Origin of the sequence: Scrofimicrobium canadense, from assembly GCF_009696615.1 — a bacterium.
GTDB lineage: Bacteria > Actinomycetota > Actinomycetes > Actinomycetales > Actinomycetaceae > Scrofimicrobium > Scrofimicrobium canadense.
Genome location: NZ_VULO01000011.1, coordinates 12,963 through 39,745, shown reverse-complemented (window position 1 = coordinate 39,745; position 26,783 = coordinate 12,963). Strand labels below are relative to the sequence as shown.

Below are 26,783 nucleotides of genomic sequence, written 5' to 3'. Positions count from 1 at the left end.
TCGTGGCAGTCAAAGGGCAAACTTACATAGAGTTCAACCAGGTTTTTTTCGACGATATTTTGCGGGAAAGTGGAGTTCAAAGCCTTGAACGTCAAGCGGCGGAGAAAGTTTTAGCCGCCGCGAAAGCTAACGCCCCATACGATACGGGTGCATACCAGCGGGGCCTACGTATCGAAAAGGCCGAGGCTCGTTTCCGCACCGTCTATCTGGTGACCGGCACGGACCCGAAAACGCTACTGGTCGAATCGAAAACGGGGAATCTCGCGCGGGCTCTGAAATCTGCCGGACGGGGGTGAACTATGACGCGAGTGACCGCACCCGATCTGGAGCTGTGGCTCACAACGTACCTGCGGACGGCCCTCACAAGTGAAGGGCACTCAGTGCAGGTTTCCAACAAAGAACCCACAGACCTCTCTCTGCCGCTGAAGCAGCCGCTAATCATGATTCGGGACGACTCGGGGATGCGCCTCTCACACGTGACTTTTGATAGGTCGATCGGTGTCTCGATCCTGGCGGGATCACGCATGAACGATAAGCCCGCGAACGATTTGGGGCGCCTGGTGATGTCGATCCTGATGGATGACGCGATAGTCCACGCTGACGGGTCGCCGATAGCCTCTGTTGATTGGGACGGGTGCAACGGCCCCTACCCGGTGATTGACGATCTAGATGTCGCCAGGCGTTACGGGACCGTGGGATACATAGTCGTTGGCTCTTGGTAGAGCCACAAAACAAGTAAACCGAAACCAACCAGCCGTCCTGTGGGCGGCTTTTCTGTTACTCAGGAGGTAACACGATGGCTGCTGATGAGCAGGGTAATGATCTAAGCGCGGTGCCAGTCCCGATTGGTGGGATTGTCGCTTTCGCGCCGTACGCGTCCGCGAACGTCATAGCGGACACGATGATAGGACAAACACCTCTGGAACTGCCAGAGGCCTACGACATGCTGGGTCTAGTCAAGCAGGACGGCGCACCCCAGCATCAGCGTGAGTCTGGTGACGCTCTCGAGTTTTGGCAGAAAGGTTACGTGCTGCCAGGGGATGGCACACGGTCTTTTGTGGTGAATGCTGCGGAAAACAACGCGGCAGTTTTGAAACTGACGGAAGGCAAAGAACCTGACGCGAACGGCGTCATTTATGTTGATTCTTCCCTCCCTGAAGCCAAGTGGCTGATCTTCCTAGCTACGAAGTTCAAGAACGGCACGGAGGATCGGTATAACGGGGCAGCTCAGGTCACTGAGATTGAGATTGACCAGGACACTCGCGGTGAAGTGCGTGGCAGGTCAGTGACTCTCACCTGGCAGGAAGACCCCCTATTCAAGGACCCGAAGACTGGTTTGGATAAGCCTTTCAAAATGTGGCACGGCACGCCAGCATCTAAGAACACTCCTCCCCCTGGCGGAGATCAGTCCGGGGAGTGATTCATTAGTCGTCCGGTCGGGGTGTGCCTATCTGCCCCGACCGGCACCAATATCCACCAGGTAGGCAATCACTGATAGGAGAAAACAATGGGAGCAAAGAAAACGGAAACAACAGCGGAATCTACTGAAGGTTTGGTGTGGGATTCCCGGAATACCGCCACGGATTTGAATGAGCTTTTCGATACCTGGGACGAAGCGAAGGAAGAAGCAGCGCTGGCCGAAGCGGCAGTAGCTGTGGATGTTCCTTGCATCATTATTGAAAAGCGCGTCGTGGCTGGTCGTTTTCCTGATGGGACCATCATCAAAGCACCACTAGCATTTTCCGTACAGGACCTCGACGAAGTCACTGCAACACATGACAACGAGGTGGACCAGCTCAAAGCCCTGCTTATCGCGATGGGTGATGAAGACTCAGCTGCGGCGTTGGAGAAGCAGAATCTTGCCTCTGTGGTGATTTTTGCGTCTAAGTTCTTCAACTTGTTCCAGAAGATGGCGCAGGTGGCGTTGGGAAAATATATCAGCTGATCGCGCTGTGGCGTGATCATCGGGCAGCACTGACCACCACGCTTGGCGCATACGGTGTGAACGTGTGGGAGCTGTCCACTCCCGCCTCGTGGGGGCAGGCGTGCACGCTCGTGGACGCCTCCCTAGAGGACTCAGCTACAAGCCTTTTCGTGGCGGTCAACGGGTGGGACTACCCAATCTCCATGCCAGAGTTACTTCTCGTGATCGGCCTGTACGGGGACAAGGCCGAGCGGCTACTCCCCTTCCACGATGAGGGAACGCATGTCACTGAGGAAGAGCACAGCGCCGCGGTGAGTGAGCTTCTCGAGGAAATCCGCTTTACGTAGTATACGAGGGGGTGGCCCGTGAGCTCTCGCGTAGGTACTGGTCACGTGGCCATCCTCCCTGTCATGACTGGCTTCAAGAAGTCCGTCAGTCGTGAGTTCAAGAGTGCCGGCAGCGCGGGCGCGAAAGACCTACAAAACAACCTCAAAGGGGCGGGCCGGGAAACCGGGAACAAACTCGGCAGGGATCTAAAGTCCGCATTTGATTCTTCGACCAAGGACCTTGGCGGAGTAGGCCTGAAGGTGCTCCAGCGCGATGTGGCATCAGCATCGGCCGCACTGTCGAAAGCCCGGCTCAAGCAGCAGGATGACGCGGGCCGGGTGCTGGTTGCTGAGCAGCAGCTTTTGGCTGCGTGGGAGAAATATCCTGCGGGGTCGGTTCAGGTAGTGCGTGCTGAGGAGCGGTTGTCTTCAGCGATGCGCGCTTCGAAGGCTTCGGTAGATGCGGTGGCGGAAGCTGCGCGGCGATTGAAGTCGGCGCAAGACGAGCTCGAGTCCCTTGGGACAATTGGTGCTGGCAGTGCTGGTGGATGGCGGCAGATGGCTGCCAATTTCCGTGCCGGTTTCACGGATCTTGAGGCGGGCAAATTAGCTGCCACCGGGATTGCTGGGGCACTTGGCTCTCTCACGAAATCAGTGTTATCGCCCGCGATCTCTCTTTCAGGGAAGTTTAAGTCGGCGTTTGTTTCCGCTATGGGTAAAGCCGCTACCGCTGGGGGAAAGATAGGCGGGCCTGTTCTTTCCTCGCTGCGATCTGTGCGGTCCAACCTGGCTGGGTTTGCTAGTGATCTTGGCGCGCCGTTTCGTAGTTTTGCGGGCAAAGTTGGCCCGTATTTCTCCCCGGTGGCAGCAAAGGTTACTGGCTATTTGGGTCCGGTTGTTTCGTCGGTTAAGGCTTTAGCTGGCAAACTACCCTCAGCGATCGGTAGTGGCGTGACTGGGATGGTCACGACGTTTGGACGTGGTTTCACCACTATGGTGAGCGCCGCGAATAACGGCATGAGCCGGGTCGCTAGCACTCTTCGTGGCCCCGCTACTGCTCTGGTTACTGCGGCGGGAGCTGGCATTGGTGTTGCCCTTGGTAAAGGGTTTTCTCGTCTGACTGCGATTGATACCGCGTCGAAGAAGCTGACTGGGTTTGGTCATGACGCGGCGTCCGTGAAGACGATCATGGATGATGCGACCACTTCAGTCAGGGGCACAGCGTTTGGATTGGGAGAGGCTGCAACTGTTGCTGGTGCTGCTGTGGCGGCTGGAATCAAGCCCGGCGAGCAACTCCAGCGTCACCTGAAAACGGTTGCGAACAATGCGTCTGCGGCTGGCATGTCGATGGAGGAAATGGGCTCGGTCATGAACCGGGCTGCCACTCAGGCTAACGGCGTCCAAAACGATGTGATTGGCCAGCTCGCGGACCGTGGTATCCCGATCTACCAAGAGCTCGCCAAAGAACTAGGTGTCACCGCTGGTGAAGTCTTCAAGATGGCTTCCGAGGGGAAGATCGACTTCGAGACATTCTCGCGGGCCGCTGAAAAGGCTGCTGGCACGGTTGCTGACGAGATGGGCAACACCGTGCCGGGTTCTTTCAAGAACTTGATGGCTTCGGTTGGGCGTATCGGCGCTAACCTACTTGGTGGTATCTACCCCAAGATCGCTCCCCTCATCCAGGCTGTCACTGGCGCTCTGGGGCCGATTGAAGATAAAGCCAAATCTCTGGGTGAGGTGATCGGCACGAAGGTCGGTCCTGTGATAGACCGGCTCACTGAGTGGATCGGGAAGCTCTCTGACGGATCGTTGAAGTCCTCCAAAGGATTCGATGGCCTCTTGAAGGTCGCGGGACCTCTTGGTGGAGTTTTACTCGCCCTCGGCTCTGGTGGCCTTGGCGGTCTGATCTCTAGGATTCCTGTTGTCGGGGGCATGCTGGGTGGTCTGGGCGGTGTCTTCAAGCTTTTGGGCGGCCCGATCGGACTGCTCATTGGTCTCATCGGTGGTCTCGTTGCTACTGGTGGGGATGTTGCGGGGTTTACCTCCGCGATTACTGGCATGATGTACGACCTGGTAGGGCAAATCCCCGCTTTGGTCAAAGGGATCATGACGGTTGGCCCGAAAATCATTCATGGTTTACTGTCAGCGATTCCGCTGCTCCTTGATGCTGGCACTGAGATTGTTATCGCGCTTGTGCGCGGAATCCTCACAGGGCTTCCTCAACTGGTGCAAGGGGCCTTACGGCTGGTGTTGTCGCTGTCGGCGCAACTTAAGCAGATGCTGCCGGTCATTATTGAAGCAGGTATCACGCTCTTACAAGCACTGATTACCGGAATCATTCAATCGCTCCCACTACTGGTGGAAGGCGTTCTTGTACTGGTTGATGGGTTGCTGGTTGCTCTTGTTGGGCTGCTCCCGTTGATCATTGAAGGTGGTGTGCAACTACTGGGGGCCCTCGTCCAGGGGCTCCTTACCGCACTACCAGTACTCCTTGAGGCAGTAATAATACTGATACAAGGATTAGTGACCGCGCTCCTTGAGAATCTTCCCTTGTTGATTGATTCAGGGATTCAATTGTTGATGAGTCTGGTTTCTGGGCTTATTCAGGCTTTGCCGGAACTGATCACTGCGGCGCTCACCTTGATCATACAGTTGGTTGAGGGGCTTATTCAGAATCTCCCTGAGCTTGTCAATGCTGGCATTCAGTTGGTGCTTGCCCTCGCGCAGGGGTTGATTGACGCGATCCCTGACCTGGTTGCGGCGCTCCCTGCACTGTTTTCTGCGATCATCGAGGGCTTCGCGGGAGTGGATTGGCTCAGTGTTGGCGCCAATATTGTCACTGGTATCATTTCTGGTCTTTGGTCTATGGCAGGCGAACTGGTCAACGCCATGTGGGAGATGGCTAAGGAAGCGTTTGGTGGGGTCCTCAAGTTCTTCGGGATCGCGTCCCCCTCCAAACTCATGGATCGGGCAGTGGGACGTATGCTCCCACGCGGTGCCGCTCGCGGTGTGAAAGCCGAATCGGGCGTGTTCGAGGACGCGACCGAAGCCATGGCCAAACGGGCCACTGACAGTGCCCAGCGGGCAATGGGAACAATCAACACCGCAATGAACATCGTCACCAATAAAGACCCCTACTCTCCCTCCACCCCCACGCGCCGGGGAAACACGAACGCTGGCAGTGGTGGCAGGAAAGTTGAGATCAATAACTACGGTGTTGACGCCGCCGAGCTCGGAAGCCGCACTTTCGCCCAGTTCAAACACTGGAGTGATGACGACATAGGAGGTGTACACCCATGACATACGGTTACACTCCCTCACCTATCAGTACCCTCAGCCCAGGGTTCACCGCACACCGGAAAACCCTGGGCCAACTGGTACGCGTATCCCTTGGTGGCATTGAAGGCGAAACACAACGACCCCTGTACGGCCCTGGTGGATGGTATTGGTTGGTACAAACAATCACCGGCTGGTGGGAAACCGCGCCCATCGAAACTAGCACCGTGAAACATCCCCTCGGCAGTGGGGTGCTCGCACTCACCCCACAGTTCGGCCCCCGACCTATCTCTATAAGCGGAAGAATCATCGCCGATCGAGGAGGCCCAGGCGCGCTCGAAGCAGCACTAGATGAGCTCGGCTCTATCAAACACGGTGTGCTCCTCATCGATGAGCTACAACGTGGACTATGCCGTGAAGCCGACGTGCGACTCACGGACATGCAAGTAACCCGTGAGACCAACATCCGCGCGTCCGTTACCCTCTCATTACAAGCCGATGATCCACGCAGATACGGATCGGCAGTGCAAAAACTCAAAAACGGTTCCAACACACTTCTCAATCCCGGTAACTCACCTTGTTTCCCCACCATTAGCCTTGTCGGCCCCCACTCCGCTCTGACCATCACCCACCCGGGAGGAAACTACACTTTCCCGGCGCTCTCCACCGGGCAGCGTCGCCGAATCCAGGGAGCCACCCGCAACGTATGGGCAGGAGACACTCGAGTGTTCGTTGGGTCGGGCCCTTACCCGCGTGTCGAAGAAGGCGGAGCCCGCTGGACAATCAACGGGCTTGGAAATGGAACCGCCACAGCACAAAGGATCGAAGCATGGATGTGAGAATCTGGGTTGCCCACGCACTCACAGGAATCGTGGCCGGTGAACTCGAAGCGGTCTCAGGAACGTTTACGCAAAAGTTTGGTGGTGGTACCGCCTCCGACCTCACTATCCCGCTAGGGCATCTCACCACACCAGATGGTGTCAATATTGACTGGAATGCGGTAGCCCGCGTGGTGGACTGGTGCCTTGGAGGGAAATACACACTTGTTCTCACCGCCGGCACCAATGTGCTTGGTGAGTGGCTGATGATGAAACACCCCGAATCAATCAGCGACCAAACACTAGCTGTGTCCGGAATGGAATGGGACGGATACCCCGCGCTACGCAGCCTGCACGCCAACTACACATACACGAACGTAGACCAGCTCACGATCGCGAAAACTCTCCTCGAAGACGCATTCATCGGCTGGCAAACGGGCTTCCAAATAACGGTCCCCACGGTCACGTCCGGAGTGAAGCGCACTGCGCAGTGGCGAACCAGGGAAGGCTACTACTCTGACGCGCTTGATGAAATAGCTCTCCCCGAAAACGGGTTTGACTGGCGCGTCACTCACACCGGAACCTGGACGGGCGGAGCACTGACCAAAGTCACCCGCACCATAAGGTTCGGCTCACCCACCATCAGAACATCAACACCCATAGTGATCCGATACGACGGGCCCGGAGCGCCCATCGATAACTGTCTCACCTTCGAACAAGAATGGGACTTTCACCGCTACGCGCACTCTGTCTACGCATGGGGCGCAGGGGATGGCGCGAAAAAGCTTTTCTACGAGGCCGGTAACAACACTCTACCCAATCAGGGATACGTGAAAATCACCAAGAATCTCTCATACCCCAGTATCACCAACCCCGATGCGCTCAAGGCCCTTGCAGATGCGGACCTGCAAGCATCTCAAGAGTTACGAACCCCAGCCCAATCAGAGCTCCTCATCGACCGGCTCCCACAAATTCCTGCTCTTGGGGATTTGATGCGCGTTGAAATCGGGCCGACCTGGACTATCCCCCACGGGTATGAAGGAACCATGCGGATCGGTGAAATATCGTTCCCTGTAAACGCAAACCGGGTGGAGACCGTGAAAGTGGGTGCCCTATGAGATTCCCCTACCAGCGCACCACCGGCACTCTTCTGCGTGAAGCATTCAGAGTCCAACGGGCCCAATCCTCCGCCCGCAACCTGGGATTGTCATCAATCACTAAAGGCGAAGGAAGTATTGATCTTCTCGCAACAGACACTGCCACCACTCCAGAAGTGTCTATCGGTGACCTACCAGGCGGGCTGTTCGGTATTGGCCTCAAAGTCGCTGGGTCCATCAAAGAAATCGGTAGGCACATAACCGATTCCATCAGTACAGCCACCCAACCACTAAAAGATCGGATCGGGTCGCTCGAAGGGTGGCGCGTTGAAGCAGCATCAGCGATCGCTCAAGAACGACGCCGCAACGACAATCAAGACTCTCGGCTCGCCACACTCGAAGGAAAACCTGACGGACCCAAGGAATCAGACTTCCAAAAGCTACGCGATGAAGTCGCGGCCCTGAAAGAACAAGTACGCAAACTTCAAATCAGGGCAGACATGCCAGGCGGACTCCCCGAAATCATCGACGCCTAACCCCGCTAACACCCGTCTTCACCCCCCTTGTTGGGGGTTTTCTTTTGCCCACAAAACCTAGGAGGTAACTGTGGCATCATCATTCCCGAACTTGGGTCGTGCTCCAAGCCTGCCGTCTCGTATTGTCACGGTTGATCTCGCAGAAACACACATCGGTCAGCCCGAGACGGGCGCCAAGGTTGATTTCACGCTCCCCCAGGACATTCACGTGCGCGCTGATGGGGTGATAGTCCAGGCAGGCACGGTCACCTTAGAGCTCGACGCTAATGGTCGCGGTGAGATTCGCCTGCCCTGCTACTCGTCTGCCAGCAAACCGGAGGATTGGGTGATCCTCGTGAAAAAACACTGGGCGCCTTACCCCTACCCCATACGCGTGCCAGCAGGCAACACAAAAATCTCTCTCGCATCCCTCGAACCACCAGTGGAGGTGTCAGACGCCATGGCCAAATTTGTTCCCACCGATGCCGTAGTGCGCAGCATCAAGGAGGGGTCGCAGTGGGCGGCCTCCGCCGAGGTTGATGGCGGCATTATCAACCTCGATTTCACTGTGCCACCGGGTGGTACTGCCTGGCCGCGTGGGGGACTCAATACCTCAGCCGACCTCGACGGCCTTTTTGGCCAAGCCTCAGCCGGGATCTATCGGATACAGACCCAGCAAATCGCCTCCGCACTAGGCCTACCCTCCCCCGCGCCAGGAGTACTCACTGTCCAATGGACACGCTCCGTGTCCGGGGATGACTCCATGCACATTTGGGAGCCCGCCACTGGTGGGCGATTCACACGCCGCTACACCGGCACGTGGAGCACGTGGGTGAACGACTCGTGGATCAAAGGGGCCATCACCAGCGGTGACGATCTCGACGCGTACAGCACATTCGCCGCTCAGGGCGTGTACCGCGTGGGCACTGCTGCCGAAGCGGCTGCCATCGCCCACATCCCCACTAACGCGCCCGGGACACTAACTGTCACCTGGTCCGGTGCGGACCGCGCCTACCACGAGTACTCCTGCCTGCATGGGATTTTCATACGGCAACTCAATGCCGGTGCTGGCTGGTCAGATTGGACGCGCCTCGCAACCCTCGCCGACATTCCAGATTCACCCACCGCGAGCGGCCCCGACGCGGGCCTCGCAAACAGTCTCCTCCAGGAGGATTTCTCGCGGCGCATGGGCGGGCGCATCCTCACCGGAGGAAAAGGAGCAGTCGCGTTCCGCTTCGACCATGGCCTCGCGGCCTTCCAAACAAAAGTGCTGCCACTTTTGCAGGCACGCGGAATCGTGGGTTCGCAAGCAATCAATTCCAGGAACTGGGACTACCCCGAGAACGAGGGGGTAACCCCCGAAATAGTCAATGTTTGGGTGCGTGACGGTCTCGTGGAAATCTGGAATCACTCAGCAACCCACACTAACCCCACCAGCCTGGCCGAGCTGGAACGAGAGATCATCACGGGCCTAGCAGAACTCCGCACCCAGCTACCCGACGCTCAAATAGACGGGTGGGCAGTCCCCGGGGTGAACGCTACCGATCCCTACATGGGATTTGGGACTGGCACCAGTGTGCAAGATTTTTATCAGACCGACGCGGGCCGGATGATCCTCACCCACCACGCGGTCGCAACCGGACACATCCCTGGCACACACCGGCGCGTCCTGGACGGGCGCATTCGGCAGGGCCAACACCAGTACACGATTGACTCGCGCAGCATCACTGAGATCAAAACTGAGATCGACCAGGCGATCACTGAAAAAACAGGCTTGCAGATCATGCTCCACCCCTCCCAACTCGACCTCGAAGGAAAACTCACCACACCCGAGCTAGAAGAAATGCTGGATTACGCAGTCGTAAAACAAACCAACGGTGAGCTAGTAATCCTCAGCCCCTACCAACTCATGATCGCCTCGTCGTCTTGAATGAGGTCTATTGTTCGGACTGAATGCTCACCATCGTGGCCGTCTTCTAGTATGCAGTAGAGATCATCCACTGCACCGTCATCCCACTCATGATAACCGCAACGCTTGTTAATACTCATACATGAGGATAACCCCTCTGTGGGGTATTATGGGACGTTTTCAGTGCACCGTTCCCAAGGAAAGGAGCTTTCCTACCGAGGCTGCCTCTCTGCTAGAGGCAGCAATCCTCCGAGTGTCATTGAAATTTAAAGTGTCAACTGTTGTTTTAACATCAGGTGACACGAGATCTGAAAAACGGGTTAGTGACTCAAGTGCCATGGGGCTAAGATTTGCGAAGGAAATTCCGCCTGACAGACCTCGTGATTTCGCAAAATTTATTTGGGTGGTAAGGAAGCCTTTAGACGGGTAAAGACTACCAACAACCCTATATGGCGGAAGGTCAGCAAAGTCGATAAGTCTCTCGCTAAGAGCTTCCCGCCTTTGGTCAACAAATCTTGGTCGAGGGGACTTTACCGGCGTATCAAAAGGAATTTTTGCCATGTCAGGACGGAGAGCAATTAAGGTATCTAGTATCACGCTTGGACGCCCAGGTTTGGGTGCGACGAGTTGATTTTTTGAGGATCTACTAAGACCAATCAAAGGGATTTGCGCTGTAGGGCGTGCAACGTAGTCACTACTCAGAGTGGCCCTACCTCCATGAATCGCATTCCTAAACGCGAGGTAATGCCATTCAGACCCCCACTGATCGTTAGGGTCCACACCTATAGAGCAAAGTGCGCGTCTCGCCTGACGTAATGCTGATGGGGGCATCTCAATGTCTGATAGCCCGCGCCAACCGTATGCGCCTTTGGAACTCCCTGCCCCATGGCCTCCTATAGTAAAACTTGGATGCTCGATAACAGGAAAAGCACCTGGCATGTAAAGAGCATCATATATGCCTAACGATGTGGCGGCCCATGCAGCAGTTGTATCGACACGCTCGGGGGCTCCCTCGTCACTAGTATGACGATTTAAACCGAAATTGAATTGTTCGCCTAGCCGTTGCGCAATCAGATAATCCGGGCTTCCTGGATTGCTACAGATTATATTTATGCTCTCACTCGTGCCCGCGACCAGCGCAGCGGCCAGGCAGACTCGCGAATCCTGCCCTCCGGACAGTGCTAGTGTCATCTTCGCACCCGTCAGAGGGTACGTTTTAAACATGCGTACCATTCGAGCAGCTGCTTCACTGATCGCACTCCCGTGATCCGTGATTCTACCTGCATAGAAGTTCTGGAGATTCAGGGCTTTCTCTTCAAAGACCCCCGTTTTAAGATCTAAGGACAATTCGGTGCCAGGAGTCGCATATCGGATTTCCCGGCAGTAGGTTTCACGCCCAATTTGCTGATAGCTCATTGAGTTTAGCCACATGCGACCACGAACGGATTCTTCGTCGACTGTGTTGCTCATGCCCAGCTGCTCACGGATAGCTATTAACGAAAGGTACGAGTCGGATACTGCAGAAACGCCTTTTTCGCTGAACCAGAGCATTGGCACAAACCCATATAGATCAGCTCCGAAACGTACCTTTTCGTCAGATAAATGAAGCGAAAAATAGCTACCTTCCACGGGGCTCGATGGGTCTGGAACGAAGCGGTCAGGCGCGCTTGCGAACACCATGAGTTCTTTCTCATGGTCTGTCGCAAACCCCTGAAACCAAGTCTGGTCCCCTCGGTGTGCAGAATTGCTTACATAAAAGAGGCGTCGTTCGCCTGATAGCCCGACAACGTCAGTCTCTTCCCTGAGGAAAAGTTCTTCGAGACGGTCCGCGATGTCTTCTGGAGCTACTACCGCAATATATCCGGACACCTCTGCTCCTAACGTAATGGCAATAGATTAGCCATTTTACCACCACCCCCACAATCCCAAGCCTCCACTACCTGTGGGGGCTTTTCTTATGCCCGAAAACAAAGGAGAACACGCATGGAAACGCCTACCCCTGAGCAGATGGCCAAGCTCGATACCACGACTGGCCCCGCGAATGTCGCGCCGATCGAGGTGATCGAATATGACGACGCCGAATAAGGTCCTCGCGGTAGCCTCCCGCGAGATCGGCTACAACCGGTGGGACGACGAAGCTGAGGGCACAAAGTATGGCCGCTGGTACGCCGACCACACCAACAGCCCCTACTTTGGCACCAGCGGTGTGCCGTATTGCAACATGTTCACGTCCTGGGTGCTCGCACAAGCAGGCGTGAAGGAGCCAGCTCCAGGACACTTTGCCTACACGCCCTATTGCCTCAACGCCTACCGCAATATCGGTAACGGTGTTGGTGTTCGCGACGGGCGACCCGGTGACCTAGTGTTCTTCGACTGGGATGATGATGGCGTAGTAGACCACATCGGTATCATCGAGGTTGCCGCCTCGTGGGGCTACCAAACCATCGAAGGCAACACCAGTGCTGGCGCCTATGGCAGCCAGGGTAATGGTGGTGGCGTGTACCGGCGCACACGAGGCTGGGACAGCGGCATTTCTGCAGTAGTACGACCCCAATACGCGGGTACGTCTAGCGCCCACAATCCTGGCACCACCACTGGCTACCAGATCAACCCCGATGGATACTGGGGCATTGCCACCACGCGCGCCTGGCAGCTACTCCAAGGCACCACACAGGACGGCATCGTGTCCGACCAAGACGTGTACTGGCGCGACCAAAACCCCGGCCTCACTACCGGCTGGGAATGGGTAGAAAACCCAACCGAAGGGTCTCAGCTCATCGGGTCACTGCAAAACGCGTGGGGTCTGACACCACAAGACAACCTTGCCGGTCCACAACTATTCAAGTTCATGCAGGACTACTACGGGTCTGCCGGCATTCACGATGGGCGCTTTGACGATGCAAGCCCGGGCATTATCGCCATGCAAAACGCAATAAACGGCAGTCTTGCCAAGAGAGGAATTAAATAATGACCGCACAGAATCCCTACCCAAAGCGGGCGTCCGTACAGACACAGGCCGCCTACCCGTGGCACACTGTCGCCCGCACCATCTTCCAAGCAGTGATCGGTTTCGCCGCCGCATGGGCACTCATAGTCGAAGCCGCCGGCGTCGACCAGACAATCCCCTGGGTCGCCACCAGTCTGGCGATCACAGCGGCGATCACCCGTATCATGGCACTCCCCCAGGTGAACGAGTGGTTGAGCAGGTTCATTCCCTGGCTAGCACCCGAAGGAAAAACCAAGCTAACAGCGTCCCAGGGCGATCCGGTAGATGAAAACGGCGACCCACTCGGCGCGCTGACTGATTCGGAGTAGCCATGAGTGAGGCGGGGATCATCGCCATCACTAGCGCCATCTTGGCATTCGTGGGAGGGAGCGGCGGCCTAGTGGCATGGCTCAGATACAAAACCGAGAAACAAAAAAACTACGTCGACCAAGCCCTGGCAGGCTTCCAAGCACTATTGGAAGCCGAGCAGAACCGCCGCAAAGAACTGGCCGACAGGGTGACCCTCCTAGAGGCCGAGGCGTTCACACGCGAAGGTGAGCTGTCTGCAGAGCGTGAATACACACATCTACTTGAAGACCACATCAACGCGAGGCTTCCTCCACCCCCACCACCACGGCCCCAAACCACCTAAAACGAATAAATAAAATGGCCCCCACCTGGCCAATACGGCTAGGTGAGGATGTCAGTTGGTCATTTAGCTCTTCGAAAGAACTACTTGCCGCGCGCTCTCTTACGTAAAGCCCTTATTTCCTTCATAGCGCGCCTATAGTCCGCGCGTGCCTCGATTCTTTCCTCCTCGGATTGAAGAAAATAACGTTTCACATCTGTTCGTACACGAAACTTGGCTGAGGTGTACCCAAGAATATCTTGATACTCCGACAATAGTTCATTTCGAAGAAGAATATGGTTATCATTCACTGTATCTTTCATTAAAAGTACCCATATTTGCACTACAACAAAGAACACGAAGAAGAGAGCTGAATAAAGCAGAAAAAGCCAAACTAAACTAATTAAAACTTTGGGCTGATCTTCATTAATAAATGGCACAAATCTGACCACAAGTATAATAACGAACGCAAAAAAGAAAGAGACCAACGAAAAACAACCGAGGACGCGACCAAGCCTTTCAATACTCCCCTGCGCGGAGCGTAACTTGTCATACTGCCTCAGAATCGTCAAGTACCTATCGATATACCGGGTTGCAAGCCCCTTGAAAGGTTCGGAATTTATTCCCGCTGCTTTAGACTCTACCTCGAGTCTTTGAGCTTCTTCCAGACAAACCCGAGCTTCGCTGAGTAATTTGTCTTCTCGTTTTTTCTTCCCGCCCCCAGCAACGGACCGCCAAGAGCTTATAGCCGCCAAAATTAGAGGTGTTAGGCCTACGAGAATCTCAAGTATGCTTTTAGCCGTTTCCACTACGACCTCCTCAGACAGCTAAACCTTATATTTCCATACGATTCCCCAACATTACGCCAACCGATTCACTTTGTGTCCGATCAGCAGAAGGACCTAAGAGTTTTTCGGGCTACGTTCCTAAACTCAACGCGTTCACCTGTGGATTGTCCTCTAACTGAAACTTGAAGAACTCAAGTGCAGGCGCACGGGAATCTATACACAGTCCGAGCAAACTCACACCACCCACCTAGTGGGATTGCCAAGTAGAGTGCCTGCCTCTACAGACGCAGATGCAGACTTCCAAGCGAAGGCTATTAATACTATGATCCCAAAACACGCATAAACACCCGATACACTGCTGGCTGCATGACTGCAACCAACTGGAAGCTACCGAGGACAGAACTTGACTATATTCGGTCCCCGCAAAGGTTTAGTTGTTCTCACCGGGCGGACACATAAGTGTCCATTCAGGAGCTACTCGAAGAATTGGTGCGGTACTATACTGACATGGACGAGAATGGCAAAGAGGGCAATGAAGCCCTGGAGCTACGCCTGTCCGGGAAAAGATTTGAAAATGGCCATCTTCCTATCGACTCTTTAGCAGACCTTGAGAGGTACCAACGTCTGGTGCGCTCCATAACGATTGCGAAGTGGACAACTGCAAATCCCGAAGAAGAAGTACCCAAAGACCTATCAGAGATCGGGCTATCCATCGCGCGGATTGACGAGGGCAGCGTGGTGCTGCCATTACTCTTCACTCCAAATGTCGAGTACGTCGATTACCAATTGGAAGCTGCACAAGCTGTTGAGACCGCGTTCGTCGAAATCTACGATGACAATGGCGGAATGGTTATTCTTCCTCCAGAAATGGACGAAGAAGACGCCGAAGCGCTTGCTGGTATTGGGCGAACACTTCTCCCAGATGAGAAGCTGACAGTGACGTTGCAGGTGCAAGAAGAATCCAGAGTCGTTGTAATAGACTCAGCGAGTCGGGAGCGGGCTGAAGAACGCATGAGGGTGTCTGGACTCATGATCGTCGAGGACGACGAAGTAGCAACTGTTACTGAAAACTCAAAGCTGCCAGGCAAGGTCTGCGGGAAAATCACTGCATTGGACACGGATGCCATGCGATACAGACTAAAGCTACCCACAGGTGAAACGATCAATGGCCTATATAAGAATGCGCCCACGGTAGTTGATGACCTGAGAGATGCGATCGACAAGGCCGAGGAGGGTCCCGTGGTCCGAATCTCTGGGACTCTTCACTACAAGGACGAAATGCTTTGGCGCGTTTGGCAAACCGATGAGGTGGAGGTATTTGACTCTCCAGAGATCTCGAGGCGGGGCGACCTCGAACGGATTGCGCTGCTAGGACGCGGATGGGACGGAGAAGATGCGCCAGCCATCTCCTTTGTTGCTTTGGAGGTAGCCGGAAAACTACTTCAAGACCTTCCTGAGTCCACGCAATTTGACGCAAGCATCTTCCCTGACGAAGGTTCTGGGCTGCTGATCGAGTGGGCGAACGCGCAGCGCGTCCTAAGTGTCGAAGTAGACGCCGCGGGCCGCATGATAATCACTCACTTGCCTGAAGGAAAATTCGAAACCTACGAGGAAGAGACCGCAAACGTCGCTGATGCGGTCAAGTTTGTGAGGGAGGTTTTGTCTTGAAAGATCTCCCTCTCGAACCTGGCGAAGAAGAAATTGAACCCTCTGAAGAACTCTTGTTCAGGCAAATCACTGTGCATCTAATGAACAATGGCAAACCCTCCACTAGTTCTTTCGGTCCTGCCACTTCCGACAAAGGGAAGCCTTCTTTTTCAAGAGAATCTGTAGTGAGCGCCAAAGACGCGCAAACTTGGCATAATCAGCACGCAAAATCAGAATCGCTTGGAGTTTGGTCTGTTAGTGTTGACGAGGCCGCTTCGACAGGATTGCGGACTATTGACGATTCTGCAGTACCACCCGCACCATGGAGTCAAAAAGCCCCAGGGCACTGTTATGTTGACTATCGCGCTATGGAAAAAAGGGCGGAACGAGAATGCCGAGCCGTGCTGCTACGGTTCGCCTTGAAGAGAGGGCAAGTCCCCACCGGAGACGATGAAGAGCCCACCGCCTAGTCTGCCCGTCATTGTGCACTAGCTCCACATGTTAAATCCCGCTCAGTTCCCCCCACTTTCCCCCCACATTCAACGCTAAAAGTCGCTAAACAACGAGACACCTTGAGACACCCAAACTGGCGACCACCTGTACGATGAGATAAAATGAGACACAGTAAGACAGCATGTTTTAGGCGGTTTCGAATCAGAGGGTTGAGGGTTCAAGTCCCCCATGGCGCACAGCTAAAAGGCTCTGACCTGGAACTTCGATTCTGGGTCAGAGCCCTTTTTGTGCCCTAAAACGGCCCCCTTTTTTCCTTCCCTCCTGTCTCCACGTACAGGGTCATAAAACCGTACACTGGGCGGTATGCGGCCCCGGCACACACCACATCGCCCAGTATGCGGTCAGTGCGATCGGAAGGGATAGCCCCGAGGTCTTTTCCAGGCTTGCCCAAAAAAGCTCTTCACAATGCCCACACAACTCGAGTGGGAGACAGGACTGATCGGTTCCTTCCATCACAAGCACAAAATTGTCAACGCATTCATGTAATGGCTGCTGGTTATAGCTATAGAAAGCAAGTGCTCTTGTGTCTGACACTTTGTCAGAGTATTTACTGAGATTACAACGTCAAGGAAGGCAGCATCGATCATGCAGAAAATAGACTTCAAGAAGCAAGAATCAAGCCTCTATGCCCCCAGCCAATCATGGCAACTAGTCGAGGTGCCTCCCATGAAGTTTGCCACAATTTCTGGGGTCGGTAACCCGAACCTGAGCGAGGATTACGCCGCAGCTGTGTCTACCCTGTACGCATTGTCCTACGCGGCAAAGTTCGCGAGCAAAAAACAGCTTGGCCTTGACGACGTGGTTCTCCCGCTTGAGGGCTTATGGTCAGCAGACGACGCTCAAGTCTTCAAGGTGTCTGACAAGGATAATTACCAGTGGACCATGATGATCCGTCAACCGAATTGGCTTGATCTCAATACGCTGGAGGAAGCTAGCCTCACTGCCGCTCGAAAAAACCTGACCTACCATGGGAAAAGCTTGGCTTCATCGATATTCACGAGGGACTGAGTCTACAGATGTTACATATCGGCAGCTATGACGACGAAGCCCCTATCCTTGCTGATCTCCATAGCAATGTTATTCCTCAACAGCAGTTAGAAGAGAACGGTCTCCACCACGAAATCTACCTTGGCGCCCCACAAAAGGTTGCACCCGAGCGTCTCAAAACTATCCTCCGCCAGCCTGTTCGTCGGGTGTGAGTATTGAGAGATACTCTGCGTGATGAAGTGCTGATTTTGAATCTATCCCAAAGGGGCATAGAGAGACATGCTGGGACCGCCTGTTTTCGGCGGTTTGAATGAGACGGTCGAGAGTTCGCAACCTCCATGGGACTAGCAAAAGATGCAGGCCTGAGATTTTGATTGTGGGCCAGAACCTTTTTCGCCCCTACGTACGGGGATCATAGACATGAGCGATAGCCGCAGCAGCGAATCGCGAATCCCCCGAATAAAACAGTGTCGCGGTGACAAATATCAAGCTGCCACGGGAATTAGCATACTGTGATGCAACAAGGGAGGGCTAGTCCCGCGCAGCTTCTCGTTCTTTTCGCTTTCCTCGAAAGTAAAGCCACAAGGCTGTAATCACAAATAGGATCAATCCAACGAAGCCCAGCCACAGAAGGCCCTTCACTACGAAGCCAACAATCGCCGCGGCAGCCCAGATTATCAAGAGAATAACAAGAAAAGTAATCATACTTTAGGGGATGAGCCAACACTATGGTGCGCAACAGCTAGAGTGAGATCGCTATCAGCTACACATGGGTGCACTTTCTATGGCTCGGAACGCCCTATAGCACTTTCGAAAAGAACTCCTGTGTGCGCCTCTCCTGAGAATTATCTATAACCTGAGTGGGGGAACCTCGTTCTACAATAATGCCGTCATCCATGAACACCACTTCATCGGCAACTTCACGAGCGAATCCAACCTCGTGCGTCACTACAACCATTGTCATACCAGACGACGCCAGATCTTTAATCACGCCGAGAACTTCCCCAACCAGCTCCGGGTCAAGGGCTGAAGTCGGCTCATCAAAGAGCATCACATCGGGCTCCATGGCTAGTGCACGGGCAATCGCCACACGTTGCTGTTGCCCTCCTGAAAGCTGAGACGGATAGTGCCCCGCGCGTTCAAGAAGCCCGACCCTGTCTAAGAGCTCTAGACCAAGTGCTTCCGCTTTTTTCTTCGGTATTTTCTTTACGCGAAGGGGAGCCTCCATCACATTTTCCAGAGCCGTCCTATGGGGGAAGAGATTAAAACGCTGGAAGACCATGCCAATGCGGGAACGCTGTCGCGCAATTGCTTTGTCAGGTAAATCGTAGAGTCGACCATTTTCTTCACGGTACCCTTGGAGCTCTCCCTCAACAAATATTCGCCCTGCCGATATTTCTTCCAACTGATTAATGCACCGAAGCAACGTGGATTTGCCGGAGCCCGAAGGCCCCAAGATTACACAAACATCACTGGGCTTAACGTCGAGGCTCACTCCTCGAAGGACGTGCAAGTTCCCAAAATATTTATGAACGTCTTTAACGCGTACCATCAGATCCGTCACGGTCTGGCCTCCAAACTTGGATCGATAGTGGGCGGGTCCTGAGCCAAAAGAGCTTGGCGCCGAGCTTCAACCCAGTCTTCTCTTGATGATTCTTTCCCATCAAACCCTCGACCAAAATAGGCCTCTATGTAGTGTTGGATGACCATGAGAATAGACGTAATCACCAAATACCAGATTGCAGCACAAATAAGGAGCGGAATCGGTAAGAAAAGTTGGTTTCCTTTAGTGCTTGCTGCAAAGGTCAGCTCGAGGGTAAAGGGGATCGCAGCCACCAGTGATGTAGTTTTGAGCATCGAGATGGTTTCGTTGCCGAGGGGAGGGATTATAACTCTCATTGCTTGAGGAAGCACTATCCTCCACATGATTTGTCCGCGCGACATGCCTAAGGCAGTAGCGGCCTCCCATTGTCCCTTGTCGACTGCATTAAGGCCAGCTCTAATAATCTCTGCTAGATAGGCTCCCTCATTGAAGCCCAGCCCTAGTGCTGCCATCCAAAACACTGACAGCACTGCAGAGGTCTGGAAAGTTACAAATTCAGCCCCAAAAGGAATACCTAAAGATAGTTGGGGATAGAGAACCGGTAGCAATGACCAAAATATCAACTGTGTATATACCGGAGTTCCCCGGAAGAACCATATGTAGGCCCATGCAACGCCACTAAGGATGGGGTTGGGCGATTGCCGCATCACTGCCATAGTAAGCGCCAGTATCGTGCCAATAACCATCGCCAGGACTGTGAGCAAAAGTGTATACCCCACGCCGATCATAATTGTGCGGGAGAAAAGCCACTCCCACACAACAGGCCAATTGAAATTCGGGTTGGTTACTAAAGAGTTAACCATCATCGCAACAATTACCGCCACGATGATAGCGGATACCCAGCGGCCCGGCTTCGGTACCGGGCGCGCATGGATCAGTTCAACAGAATCGGGTCGTACCGCATGTGACATATGAGGATCAGACCTTCGGGTTTACTTCTGCCTTCGGCAATGCCGAGTCTTGGGCGCCGTACACTGCGAGGATCTCTTCAAAGTAGCCCTCATCCATCAGGTATTGCAGGGCAGCCTGTACAGCGGCAGCCAGCTCAGCATCTTCCTTTTTCACGACGATACCTTGCGGCGCTGATTCGATACTTTCGCCAATCACCTCTACCTGGCCACCGGTTTGTACTACTGCGTAACCTGCTACTGGAGAATCTGCGAATGTGGCATCGTATTGTCCGCCTACAACCTTAGTGGTCACATCGCTTTGTAGATCGTGAGGCTTGACGTCAATAGCCTTCTTACCATCGGCCACACACTTTTCTGACAGCTCGTTGATGTAGTCGAATTGGAATGTACCATTCTGAACGCCAATGACCGCTCCACATGGGTCTGCAGGATCGAATCCTTGAGGATTCCCTGCGGCCACTGCATAAGACGACCCCACGTTAAGATAGGAAACCATATTGGTCTGTTCCAGGCGCTCAGGCGTAATAGTGAAAGAGGACGCGCCAACATCAAACTTTGTACCTAATGCAGGAATAATCGTGGGGAACTCTGCGTGTGTGGTGGTACCGTCTTCTAATCCCATGACAAGAGCGATTGCCTTAACGATGTCGATATCGTATCCCACTGGCGTCTGTCCATCTTCTGCACGGAACTCCCCTGGTGGATAATCAGTGGATGCGCCATTACGCAGAATTCCCGCGTCCTTGACGTTTTCTGGTACCAAAGCGACTATTTCGTCAACAGGATCAAGTTTGGAAAAGTCGAATCCTTCTGCAGAATCGCTACTGGCAGCTCCCTGGGATTGAGTGGTCTCTTGACTGGCAGGAGTCTCAGTTTTCGAATCTGGGTCAGAACAGCCTGCCAGCGCCAGTGCGGTTATCGACAGTGCTGACAGCGCCACAGTTACTTTGCGCATACTTTCTCGCTTTCCTCATGTACTGCCCCCAAGTATGCGCATAGATGGATACATATTCATAATGTGTCTCAAGATGTGGGGCAGCCACTTCATTTCTCAAGAAGCTTGTGGCGAAGTTTCCACACTCTCTTCGAAGCATCACGCACAGTATCCTTGTCGAGGAGACCTGTATCAATCGCATCCAATACGCCATCAATAACGGCATGAGCATGGCGATTAACGTCGTCACCATCAAGGCCAGAAAGATCCAATACTAGGCTTGCCCCTGACTCAAGAGCAGCTACATCATTAGCTACGGTATCCGGATATTCATCGCTTCCTTCTAACATGAGCATCGAGTCAGTGACAATGACGCCGTCGAATCCTAAGTCGTCGCGAAGAATGTCATTCCATTTTTTCGACATCGATACAGGAATTTCGTCGATTGATTGATACCGCAGATGACCTGTCATAATCAATTCAACTCCCGCTTTTATGCCTGCTTCAAAGGGAAGCGCGCCACTACTCAACCATTGTTCAAGTGATATGTCCGTACTAGGGAGCATGGTATGTGAATCTCCAGGGGCCGCGCCGTGATCGGGAAAATGTTTGAGCGTCGAGTACACCAAACCGTGCTCTCCCTTTATCGCGGCTTCAACGCCTCGGGCAGCAAGGGCTGGAGTAGTTCCCAGTATTCGATCGTAAATAAAGGAGTGGGGGTCATCAGTGTGGTCGGCAATTATGCCGAAGTTAAGGTTGATTCCTAGCTGGCGGAGGCGGCGTCCACGGTCACGAAAAGCCTCTTCTATTAGTTCCGGGGGACCATCTTGTAGTTCAAGAGCTCCGGGAGCAGGATCTGAATCGATCCTGCTCACCACTCCTCCTTCTTGATCAATTCCTACTAAAAAGGGGAGGTCAACAGTCTTTTGCCACGAATCCACCATGGTGGCGACAATATCCTCTTCATCTGGGATGTTGTCCCCCATCAAGATCACCCCAGCGGGTTGAATTTCTTCAAGAAAACCTCGGATGGCGTCACCATCAGTTCCTGGATAGTGAAACATGAATACTGATGCGACTTGCTGTCGAGGTGTCAGATTCTCCCAGTACTCATCGAATGGATCACTAATATCAGTCGTTTCACCGCTCTGCACGATGGGTTTCTCGGAGGATTCTACTGAAGACTGCGTCGAAGAGGCACTCTCAGAACACCCCGAGAACACCAGCAGCCCAACCATAGTTCCACAAAATACGCGCTTCATCTCAACTAGGGGGTATTTCTTGTGTCAACGATCATCTTCCCAAAGGGGAAAGCTGTCACCGGGATCATCTTAATGTTGACGATTGCGTCCAATATTCCAACTATCGTGATTGCCTGGGCAATCGCGGTGATGAAGTGCACCACGCAAAGCCACCATCCTGCGATGATAAACCAGATGGCGTTCATGAGTGACGAGCCAGCTCCCGCACCTGGTTGCCGCACAACAGTACGACCAAATGGCCAAAGAACATATGCGGCCATTCGGAAAGCCGCCACACCCACGGGAATAGTGATGATAAAAATACAGGCCAGAACGCCTGCAAGTACGTAGCCTAGGAAGAGCCAGAAGCCTCCTAGGATCACCCAAATGATATTTACTATGGTGCGCATGGCCCTAGCCTAGGTCAATACTGACCAAGTCACGTTCCGAAAAGGACCCTAAGGAATTCTATGTATCCAAGCTGGGTCCGAAAATTTCTTCTGCACGAGGCGGTCTGCAACGCGCAGGTCTTCTTCCGTTAGGTGACCGGTAGTCGCCTGATATCTTTCCGTAAAGCTGTCTTTGAACCTGGATATGATTTCTCCGCGAGACAGTCCCGTTTGCGCACGCATTGGGTCTACTCTTTTCACAGCTGAACGCAGACCTTTATCTCGGATTTTCTCCTTGCCAATCCGCAAACACTCATTCATTTTGATCGCATCAATGTCATACGCCATCGTCACGTGGTGAAGCATGTACCCATTTGCAAACCGCTTTTGTGCAGCTCCGGCGATTTTTCCTTGCTCAGATGCGATGTCATTGAGAGGAACATACTTTGCCTTAATGCCAACCTTTGTCAGCGCCTCCATCACCCATTCATCTAGGAAAGGATAGGACTGTTCAAAGCTCATGCCATCGACGAGGGCAATAGGCACTACCAGCGAATAGGTGATGCAGTTACCCGGCTCCATAAACATCGCTCCCCCACCTGATATGCGGCGAGAAACGGTAATGCTGTGTTTATCGATCCCCTCTTGATTGATTTCATTTTCATAGGATTGGAACGAACCGATGACAATTTGCGGACCATTCCACTCCCAGAATCGCAAGAAGGGCTTGCGCTGGCCCGATGCCACCGAGGCAACAAGGGACTCATCAAGTGCAACATTGACTACCGGCGCAACGGCAGGCCCGTGTATCACTTCCATTTCTAAGTCATCCCAGCTAATCGCCTGGCCCAAGGCCCGTCGTACCGCTACACCGATAGCCTCCGGGCTTACTCCTAGGAGTTCGTCTCCCTCGCGCATAATCGAGTGAAGTCTTTTCGCAATGTCAGTGCTCCCAGAATCCTTGGGGATACCGGATAGTGCCTGGCCAAATCGTTCTATGATGTCGTCAGGTTCAGCGAAAAAATCACCTGATATGCGCACTTCACCTAAGTCATTGCCATCGACTTCAACGTCAACAGATACAAGTTTGCCGCCAGGAACTTTGTATTCACCATGCATAACATGATTATGCCTCTATTATTAGACGATTTGCTCCCCTTGTCCATGATGGTCATCACTGCTACATGTCGCAGCCCCGCGGTAATATGACGTGACGACCTATCTGGAGGGGACGATGCCTAAACCACTGCGCTCAGCGACATCTACGGGCGGACGGAACATGGCCGGAGCCCGCTCGCTTTGGCGAGCAACCGGCATGACTGATGACGATTTTGGTAAACCTATTATCGCGGTCGTCAACTCCTTCACCGAGTTTGTGCCTGGTCATGTCCATCTACGCAATATGGGAAAGTTGGTCGCCGATTCCATTAAAAGTGCGGGCGGTGTAGCGAAAGAATTTAACACGATCGCTGTAGATGACGGTATTGCCATGGGGCATGGTGGGATGCTGTATTCTCTTCCTTCCCGCGAACTAATTGCCGATTCGGTAGAATACATGGTCAATGCTCACTGCGCTGACGCAATGGTATGTATTTCGAACTGCGACAAGATCACTCCTGGAATGCTGCTCGCTGCCATGCGACTTAATATCCCATGCGTTTTTGTCTCTGGCGGCCCGATGGAAGCTGGAAAGGATATTCCCGCTGATGCTATCGTCGGCCCCTCCACTGCCGGGCACGGCAATCTCATCACTGTTATGAATGCAACAGCCAACGATGATATTTCCGATTCAGAGTTACTTGCGCTCGAAAAAGCTGCGTGTCCAACGTGTGGATCATGTTCGGGTATGTTCACCGCAAACTCGATGAATTGCCTTACTGAGGCGCTAGGTCTTTCGCTTCCAGGTAACGGTTCCACCCTGGCGACACATGTTGCACGCAAAGCACTTTTCGAAGAGGCAGGACGTCTCTCAGTTGATCTATGCCAACGCTATTACAACGAGGACGATGACTCCGTCCTTCCAAAAGCTATAGCTACAAAAGATGCCTTTTGGAATGCCATAGCGTTAGATATGGCAATGGGCGGAAGTTCGAATACTGTCCTTCATATTTTGGCGATTGCCCGCGAAGCTGGCGTCGATTTTGACCTGAAAGACATCGGTCAGGCGGGAGAAAGCGTCCCATGTCTGTCAAAAGTAGCTCCTAATCACAATGACTACCACATGGAGGACGTGCACCGCGCCGGGGGTATCCCCGCGCTTCTAGGCGAACTCAACCGGGCAGGACATCTGCATTCCAAAGTTCACACTGTTCACTCGCCAGATCTAGAGTCTTGGCTTGACGAGTGGGATATCCGCGGAGGAAAAGCCAGCCAAAGGGCGATTGAACTGTTCAAAGCAGCGCCCGGTAATGTGCGTACTACCGAGGCTTTCTCCACTGACAACACATGGGCAGAACTAGATCAGGATGCCGAAAATGGCTGTATTCGCGATCAAGCCCACGCATATACGGCATCAGGTGGTCTCACGGTCCTCTATGGCAATCTTGCTGAGGACGGCGCTATCATCAAGTCGGCCGGTGTTGACCCCGCGCTTTTCCGGTTCGTTGGAAAAGCGCGAGTCATGGAAAGTCAAGAAGAGGCTATTGAGAAGATTCTCGATAAAACAGTCCAGGCGGGCGATGTGGTCGTAATCCGATATGAAGGACCGGCTGGCGGGCCAGGCATGCAAGAAATGCTCTACCCAACGTCGTTCCTCAAGGGGCGTGGCCTCGGCGCACAATGCGCACTGATCACTGATGGGCGCTTCTCTGGAGGCACCTCAGGAATCTCAGTGGGCCACGTATCACCCGAAGCGGCTGCTGGGGGGCTTATCGGCCTAGTTGAGGACGGCGATGAGATCCTCATTGATGTGAATGAAGGCCGCCTTGAATTACTAGTTGACGACAACATTTTGGCTCAACGCCGCAAAGAGCAAGAATCTCGTGAGCATCCTTGGACTCCGGTCAATCGGGATCGAGTAGTATCTCCAGCTCTTCAGCTCTATGCAGCGACCGCACTATCTGCTTCTCAAGGCGCTGCGCGCGATGTGAATAAAGTACTCTAGCCTTATGCATCGTCTTGCAGGTAGGCCCCAACATTATGACTGGGGGTCAGTTACGGCGATTCCAGATTTCTTAGGTGAGCAGCAGTGCGAAAGGCCAGTTGCCGAATTATGGTTTGGAGCTCACCCTCAAGCCCCCAGCCTTGCCGATGGAGATCGCTTAGATGAAGTAATAGCCAAGGATCCGCGGCGTGCCCTTGGCCCATCAACCTGCTATGCCTTCGGCTGTCAGCTTCCTTACCTATTGAAACTCATAGCACCTGATGCGCCTTTATCCCTACAGCTTCATCCGTCCCGGTCACAAGCACAAACAGGATTCCTCAGAGAAGAAACACTTGGTATTCCTCGTAACGCACCTGAGAGAACCTATAGGGATCCAAACCATAAGCCCGAATTACTCTACGCTCTTACCCACTTCAGGGCCTTTGCTGGATTCAGCGTTCGTCGAAAATCGAGAGAGCTACTGGAAAGCCTTGATGCTCCGCTTGCCCAAAAAATCAACCGGCGACTTTTGCTTTCAGCTGGTAGAGGTATGCGGCCGGTTGTGACATGGCTTCTTGACCCTGATTCAGGTCCAACCACCGCACAAGTTGTGCGTTTTGGACAGGCCTGTGGTGAGCGACTAAGAGCCGGAGCATCTCCCGACCCATTGCTTGATGAAATGGTCTCAGACTTACATCAACAGTTCCCAGGTGACCCAGCGGTTGCAGTGGCCTTCCTCATGAACCCCGTTCACCTTTCACCAGGCGAAGCTCTTTATCTCCCTGCGGGCACACTCCACTCATACCAATCAGGTTTTGCTGTGGAAGTAATGGCAAGTTCTGATAATGTCATCCGCGCCGGACTTACCAGCAAGCATATTGACCGCGGCCAGCTTCTCGATCTAGGAGAATTCGATGCACATCCAGCGGTCCGCCTTGCCCCAGAACGTCCCAGTGAAGGAATTCTCCGGTTCAATCCTCCAGTAGAAGACTTTGAGTTGTCAGTCGCAACAGTAAAAGACGACTCGGTTGCTCTGCCTAGCTTAGGACCGCGTATCGTCCTATGTTTAGATGGCAATATCCGTGTGGAATGCCTTCAATCAACAGATAGTCTCAAGCCCGGTGAATGTGTATTTATTAGCGATGGCGAAGGGCCAGCTCGTTTGTCTGGCAATGGACACGCCATTGCCTGCTCGGTACCCTAGGTTTC

The 26,783-nt window shown here is 53.6% G+C and carries 29 protein-coding genes; 19 read left to right on the top strand and 10 right to left on the bottom strand.

What is annotated here, in order from left to right:
- Positions 1–2 precede the first annotated feature (2 nt).
- From FYJ24_RS09410 to FYJ24_RS13435, 10 genes are all read left to right on the top strand, one after another.
- Positions 3–296, top strand: a complete 294-nt coding sequence (locus tag FYJ24_RS09410; RefSeq protein WP_206192626.1) for a hypothetical protein — start codon at positions 3–5, stop codon at positions 294–296.
- Positions 297–299: 3 nt separating this feature from the next.
- Positions 300–722: a hypothetical protein gene (locus tag FYJ24_RS09405; protein WP_154545801.1), complete on the top strand. Its 423-nt coding sequence runs from the start codon at positions 300–302 to the stop codon at positions 720–722.
- Between the two features lie 74 nt (positions 723–796).
- Positions 797–1,420 carry a hypothetical protein gene (locus FYJ24_RS09400; RefSeq protein ID WP_154545799.1) on the top strand — a complete coding sequence of 208 codons (624 nt, stop codon included), beginning with the start codon at positions 797–799 and terminating at the stop codon, positions 1,418–1,420.
- A gap of 87 nt (positions 1,421–1,507) precedes the next feature.
- A complete protein-coding gene (locus FYJ24_RS09395; RefSeq protein ID WP_154545797.1) occupies positions 1,508–1,945 on the top strand; it encodes a hypothetical protein in 438 nt (145 codons plus the stop codon).
- 62 nt (positions 1,946–2,007) lie between these two features.
- A complete protein-coding gene (locus FYJ24_RS09390) occupies positions 2,008–2,271 on the top strand; it encodes a hypothetical protein (protein WP_154545795.1) in 264 nt (87 codons plus the stop codon).
- A gap of 18 nt (positions 2,272–2,289) precedes the next feature.
- Complete coding sequence (locus FYJ24_RS09385; RefSeq protein ID WP_154545793.1) at positions 2,290–5,550, top strand: phage tail protein; 3,261 nt, start codon at positions 2,290–2,292, stop codon at positions 5,548–5,550.
- Positions 5,547–6,365 carry a hypothetical protein gene (locus tag FYJ24_RS09380; protein WP_154545791.1) on the top strand — a complete coding sequence of 273 codons (819 nt, stop codon included), beginning with the start codon at positions 5,547–5,549 and terminating at the stop codon, positions 6,363–6,365. Before FYJ24_RS09385 ends, FYJ24_RS09380 begins: the two co-directional genes overlap by 4 nt.
- Entirely contained in the window at positions 6,356–7,462 is a 1,107-nt protein-coding gene (locus tag FYJ24_RS09375; protein ID WP_154545790.1) for a hypothetical protein, read from the top strand. The genes FYJ24_RS09380 and FYJ24_RS09375 overlap by 10 nt, the downstream gene beginning before the upstream one ends.
- On the top strand, positions 7,459–7,977 hold the full coding sequence (locus tag FYJ24_RS09370; protein WP_154545788.1) for a hypothetical protein: 519 nt from the start codon (positions 7,459–7,461) through the stop codon (positions 7,975–7,977). Before FYJ24_RS09375 ends, FYJ24_RS09370 begins: the two co-directional genes overlap by 4 nt.
- Positions 7,978–8,047: 70 nt before the next feature.
- A complete protein-coding gene (locus FYJ24_RS13435) occupies positions 8,048–9,886 on the top strand; it encodes a polysaccharide deacetylase family protein (RefSeq protein ID WP_154545786.1) in 1,839 nt (612 codons plus the stop codon).
- Here FYJ24_RS13435 and FYJ24_RS09360 read toward each other — a convergent pair.
- Both FYJ24_RS09360 and FYJ24_RS09355 read right to left on the bottom strand, forming a co-directional pair.
- Positions 9,856–10,005, bottom strand: a complete 150-nt coding sequence (locus tag FYJ24_RS09360; protein ID WP_154545784.1) for a hypothetical protein — start codon at positions 10,003–10,005, stop codon at positions 9,856–9,858. The two genes, FYJ24_RS13435 and FYJ24_RS09360, sit on opposite strands and share 31 nt — an antisense overlap.
- Positions 10,006–10,045: 40 nt before the next feature.
- The gene (locus FYJ24_RS09355; RefSeq protein ID WP_154545782.1) at positions 10,046–11,734 is read right to left on the bottom strand and encodes a hypothetical protein; all 1,689 of its coding nucleotides are present in this window, start codon (positions 11,732–11,734) and stop codon (positions 10,046–10,048) included.
- Positions 11,735–11,933: 199 nt separating this feature from the next.
- Here FYJ24_RS09355 and FYJ24_RS09350 point away from each other — a divergent pair, with 199 nt between their 5' ends.
- From FYJ24_RS09350 to FYJ24_RS09340, 3 genes are read left to right on the top strand one after another with little or no spacing between them, the layout of a single operon-like run.
- Positions 11,934–12,833, top strand: coding sequence for a CHAP domain-containing protein (locus tag FYJ24_RS09350; RefSeq protein ID WP_154545780.1), 900 nt, complete (start codon positions 11,934–11,936; stop codon positions 12,831–12,833).
- Positions 12,833–13,180, top strand: a complete 348-nt coding sequence (locus FYJ24_RS09345) for a hypothetical protein (protein ID WP_154545778.1) — start codon at positions 12,833–12,835, stop codon at positions 13,178–13,180. The genes FYJ24_RS09350 and FYJ24_RS09345 overlap by 1 nt, the downstream gene beginning before the upstream one ends.
- 2 nt (positions 13,181–13,182) lie before the next feature.
- A complete protein-coding gene (locus FYJ24_RS09340; protein WP_154545776.1) occupies positions 13,183–13,503 on the top strand; it encodes a hypothetical protein in 321 nt (106 codons plus the stop codon).
- An 80-nt stretch (positions 13,504–13,583) separates the two neighbouring features.
- Here FYJ24_RS09340 and FYJ24_RS09335 read toward each other — a convergent pair whose 3' ends face one another.
- Positions 13,584–14,288, bottom strand: a complete 705-nt coding sequence (locus FYJ24_RS09335) for a hypothetical protein (protein WP_154545774.1) — start codon at positions 14,286–14,288, stop codon at positions 13,584–13,586.
- Positions 14,289–14,774: 486 nt separating this feature from the next.
- On the opposite strand from FYJ24_RS09335, the gene FYJ24_RS09330 reads away from it, so the two are divergent.
- The 4 genes from FYJ24_RS09330 (at position 14,775) to FYJ24_RS13195 (ending at position 17,626) form a co-directional block, all read left to right on the top strand.
- Positions 14,775–15,935, top strand: coding sequence for a hypothetical protein (locus tag FYJ24_RS09330; protein ID WP_154545772.1), 1,161 nt, complete (start codon positions 14,775–14,777; stop codon positions 15,933–15,935).
- A complete protein-coding gene (locus tag FYJ24_RS09325; RefSeq protein ID WP_154545770.1) occupies positions 15,932–16,384 on the top strand; it encodes a hypothetical protein in 453 nt (150 codons plus the stop codon). Before FYJ24_RS09330 ends, FYJ24_RS09325 begins: the two co-directional genes overlap by 4 nt.
- A 628-nt stretch (positions 16,385–17,012) precedes the next feature.
- Positions 17,013–17,435 carry a GyrI-like domain-containing protein gene (locus tag FYJ24_RS09320; RefSeq protein WP_206192625.1) on the top strand — a complete coding sequence of 141 codons (423 nt, stop codon included), beginning with the start codon at positions 17,013–17,015 and terminating at the stop codon, positions 17,433–17,435.
- A gap of 8 nt (positions 17,436–17,443) precedes the next feature.
- Positions 17,444–17,626: a GyrI-like domain-containing protein gene (locus tag FYJ24_RS13195; RefSeq protein ID WP_206192636.1), complete on the top strand. Its 183-nt coding sequence runs from the start codon at positions 17,444–17,446 to the stop codon at positions 17,624–17,626.
- A 319-nt stretch (positions 17,627–17,945) separates the two neighbouring features.
- Here the strand turns inward: FYJ24_RS13195 and FYJ24_RS12655 are convergent, their stop codons facing one another.
- The 7 genes from FYJ24_RS12655 to FYJ24_RS09290 all read right to left on the bottom strand — a co-directional run bounded on the left by FYJ24_RS12655 (position 17,946) and on the right by FYJ24_RS09290 (position 23,611).
- The gene (locus FYJ24_RS12655; protein WP_206192624.1) at positions 17,946–18,119 is read right to left on the bottom strand and encodes a hypothetical protein; all 174 of its coding nucleotides are present in this window, start codon (positions 18,117–18,119) and stop codon (positions 17,946–17,948) included.
- A gap of 94 nt (positions 18,120–18,213) precedes the next feature.
- On the bottom strand, positions 18,214–18,966 hold the full coding sequence (locus FYJ24_RS09315; protein ID WP_154545974.1) for an amino acid ABC transporter ATP-binding protein: 753 nt from the start codon (positions 18,964–18,966) through the stop codon (positions 18,214–18,216).
- An 8-nt stretch (positions 18,967–18,974) separates the two neighbouring features.
- The gene (locus FYJ24_RS09310; RefSeq protein WP_154545768.1) at positions 18,975–19,928 is read right to left on the bottom strand and encodes an amino acid ABC transporter permease; all 954 of its coding nucleotides are present in this window, start codon (positions 19,926–19,928) and stop codon (positions 18,975–18,977) included.
- A 7-nt stretch (positions 19,929–19,935) separates the two neighbouring features.
- The gene (locus FYJ24_RS09305) at positions 19,936–20,883 is read right to left on the bottom strand and encodes a transporter substrate-binding domain-containing protein (RefSeq protein WP_154545766.1); all 948 of its coding nucleotides are present in this window, start codon (positions 20,881–20,883) and stop codon (positions 19,936–19,938) included.
- An 89-nt stretch (positions 20,884–20,972) separates the two neighbouring features.
- The gene (locus FYJ24_RS09300) at positions 20,973–22,016 is read right to left on the bottom strand and encodes a glycoside hydrolase family 3 protein (protein WP_206192623.1); all 1,044 of its coding nucleotides are present in this window, start codon (positions 22,014–22,016) and stop codon (positions 20,973–20,975) included.
- 113 nt (positions 22,017–22,129) lie between these two features.
- The gene (locus tag FYJ24_RS09295) at positions 22,130–22,513 is read right to left on the bottom strand and encodes a YccF domain-containing protein (protein WP_154545762.1); all 384 of its coding nucleotides are present in this window, start codon (positions 22,511–22,513) and stop codon (positions 22,130–22,132) included.
- A 48-nt stretch (positions 22,514–22,561) separates the two neighbouring features.
- Positions 22,562–23,611, bottom strand: a complete 1,050-nt coding sequence (locus FYJ24_RS09290; RefSeq protein WP_154545760.1) for a lipoate--protein ligase family protein — start codon at positions 23,609–23,611, stop codon at positions 22,562–22,564.
- A gap of 115 nt (positions 23,612–23,726) precedes the next feature.
- Between FYJ24_RS09290 and ilvD the strand changes: the two genes are divergently transcribed.
- Positions 23,727–25,595, top strand: coding sequence for a dihydroxy-acid dehydratase (ilvD, locus tag FYJ24_RS09285; protein WP_154545758.1), 1,869 nt, complete (start codon positions 23,727–23,729; stop codon positions 25,593–25,595).
- Between the two features lie 4 nt (positions 25,596–25,599).
- Positions 25,600–26,778 carry a mannose-6-phosphate isomerase, class I gene (gene manA, locus FYJ24_RS09280; protein WP_154545756.1) on the top strand — a complete coding sequence of 393 codons (1,179 nt, stop codon included), beginning with the start codon at positions 25,600–25,602 and terminating at the stop codon, positions 26,776–26,778.
- Positions 26,779–26,783 lie beyond the last annotated feature (5 nt).

Excerpts from the sequence above, each read along its gene's own strand:
- FYJ24_RS09405 (WP_154545801.1), top strand. The coding sequence starts at position 300 with ATGACGCGAGTGACCGCACCCGATCTGGAGCTGTGGCTCACAACGTAC.
- FYJ24_RS09400 (WP_154545799.1), top strand. The coding sequence starts at position 797 with ATGGCTGCTGATGAGCAGGGTAATGATCTAAGCGCGGTGCCAGTCCCG.
- FYJ24_RS09395 (WP_154545797.1), top strand. The coding sequence starts at position 1,508 with ATGGGAGCAAAGAAAACGGAAACAACAGCGGAATCTACTGAAGGTTTG.
- FYJ24_RS09380 (WP_154545791.1), top strand. The coding sequence starts at position 5,547 with ATGACATACGGTTACACTCCCTCACCTATCAGTACCCTCAGCCCAGGG.
- FYJ24_RS09375 (WP_154545790.1), top strand. The coding sequence starts at position 6,356 with ATGGATGTGAGAATCTGGGTTGCCCACGCACTCACAGGAATCGTGGCC.
- FYJ24_RS09370 (WP_154545788.1), top strand. The coding sequence starts at position 7,459 with ATGAGATTCCCCTACCAGCGCACCACCGGCACTCTTCTGCGTGAAGCA.
- FYJ24_RS09360 (WP_154545784.1), bottom strand. The coding sequence starts at position 10,005 with ATGAGTATTAACAAGCGTTGCGGTTATCATGAGTGGGATGACGGTGCA.
- FYJ24_RS09350 (WP_154545780.1), top strand. The coding sequence starts at position 11,934 with ATGACGACGCCGAATAAGGTCCTCGCGGTAGCCTCCCGCGAGATCGGC.
- FYJ24_RS09345 (WP_154545778.1), top strand. The coding sequence starts at position 12,833 with ATGACCGCACAGAATCCCTACCCAAAGCGGGCGTCCGTACAGACACAG.
- FYJ24_RS09340 (WP_154545776.1), top strand. The coding sequence starts at position 13,183 with ATGAGTGAGGCGGGGATCATCGCCATCACTAGCGCCATCTTGGCATTC.
- FYJ24_RS09330 (WP_154545772.1), top strand. The coding sequence starts at position 14,775 with ATGGACGAGAATGGCAAAGAGGGCAATGAAGCCCTGGAGCTACGCCTG.
- FYJ24_RS09320 (WP_206192625.1), top strand. The coding sequence starts at position 17,013 with ATGCAGAAAATAGACTTCAAGAAGCAAGAATCAAGCCTCTATGCCCCC.
- FYJ24_RS13195 (WP_206192636.1), top strand. The coding sequence starts at position 17,444 with ATGTTACATATCGGCAGCTATGACGACGAAGCCCCTATCCTTGCTGAT.
- FYJ24_RS12655 (WP_206192624.1), bottom strand. The coding sequence starts at position 18,119 with ATGATTACTTTTCTTGTTATTCTCTTGATAATCTGGGCTGCCGCGGCG.
- FYJ24_RS09315 (WP_154545974.1), bottom strand. The coding sequence starts at position 18,966 with ATGGTACGCGTTAAAGACGTTCATAAATATTTTGGGAACTTGCACGTC.
- FYJ24_RS09310 (WP_154545768.1), bottom strand. The coding sequence starts at position 19,928 with ATGTCACATGCGGTACGACCCGATTCTGTTGAACTGATCCATGCGCGC.
- FYJ24_RS09305 (WP_154545766.1), bottom strand. The coding sequence starts at position 20,883 with ATGCGCAAAGTAACTGTGGCGCTGTCAGCACTGTCGATAACCGCACTG.
- FYJ24_RS09295 (WP_154545762.1), bottom strand. The coding sequence starts at position 22,513 with ATGCGCACCATAGTAAATATCATTTGGGTGATCCTAGGAGGCTTCTGG.
- FYJ24_RS09290 (WP_154545760.1), bottom strand. The coding sequence starts at position 23,611 with ATGCATGGTGAATACAAAGTTCCTGGCGGCAAACTTGTATCTGTTGAC.
- ilvD (WP_154545758.1), top strand. The coding sequence starts at position 23,727 with ATGCCTAAACCACTGCGCTCAGCGACATCTACGGGCGGACGGAACATG.
- manA (WP_154545756.1), top strand. The coding sequence starts at position 25,600 with ATGCATCGTCTTGCAGGTAGGCCCCAACATTATGACTGGGGGTCAGTT.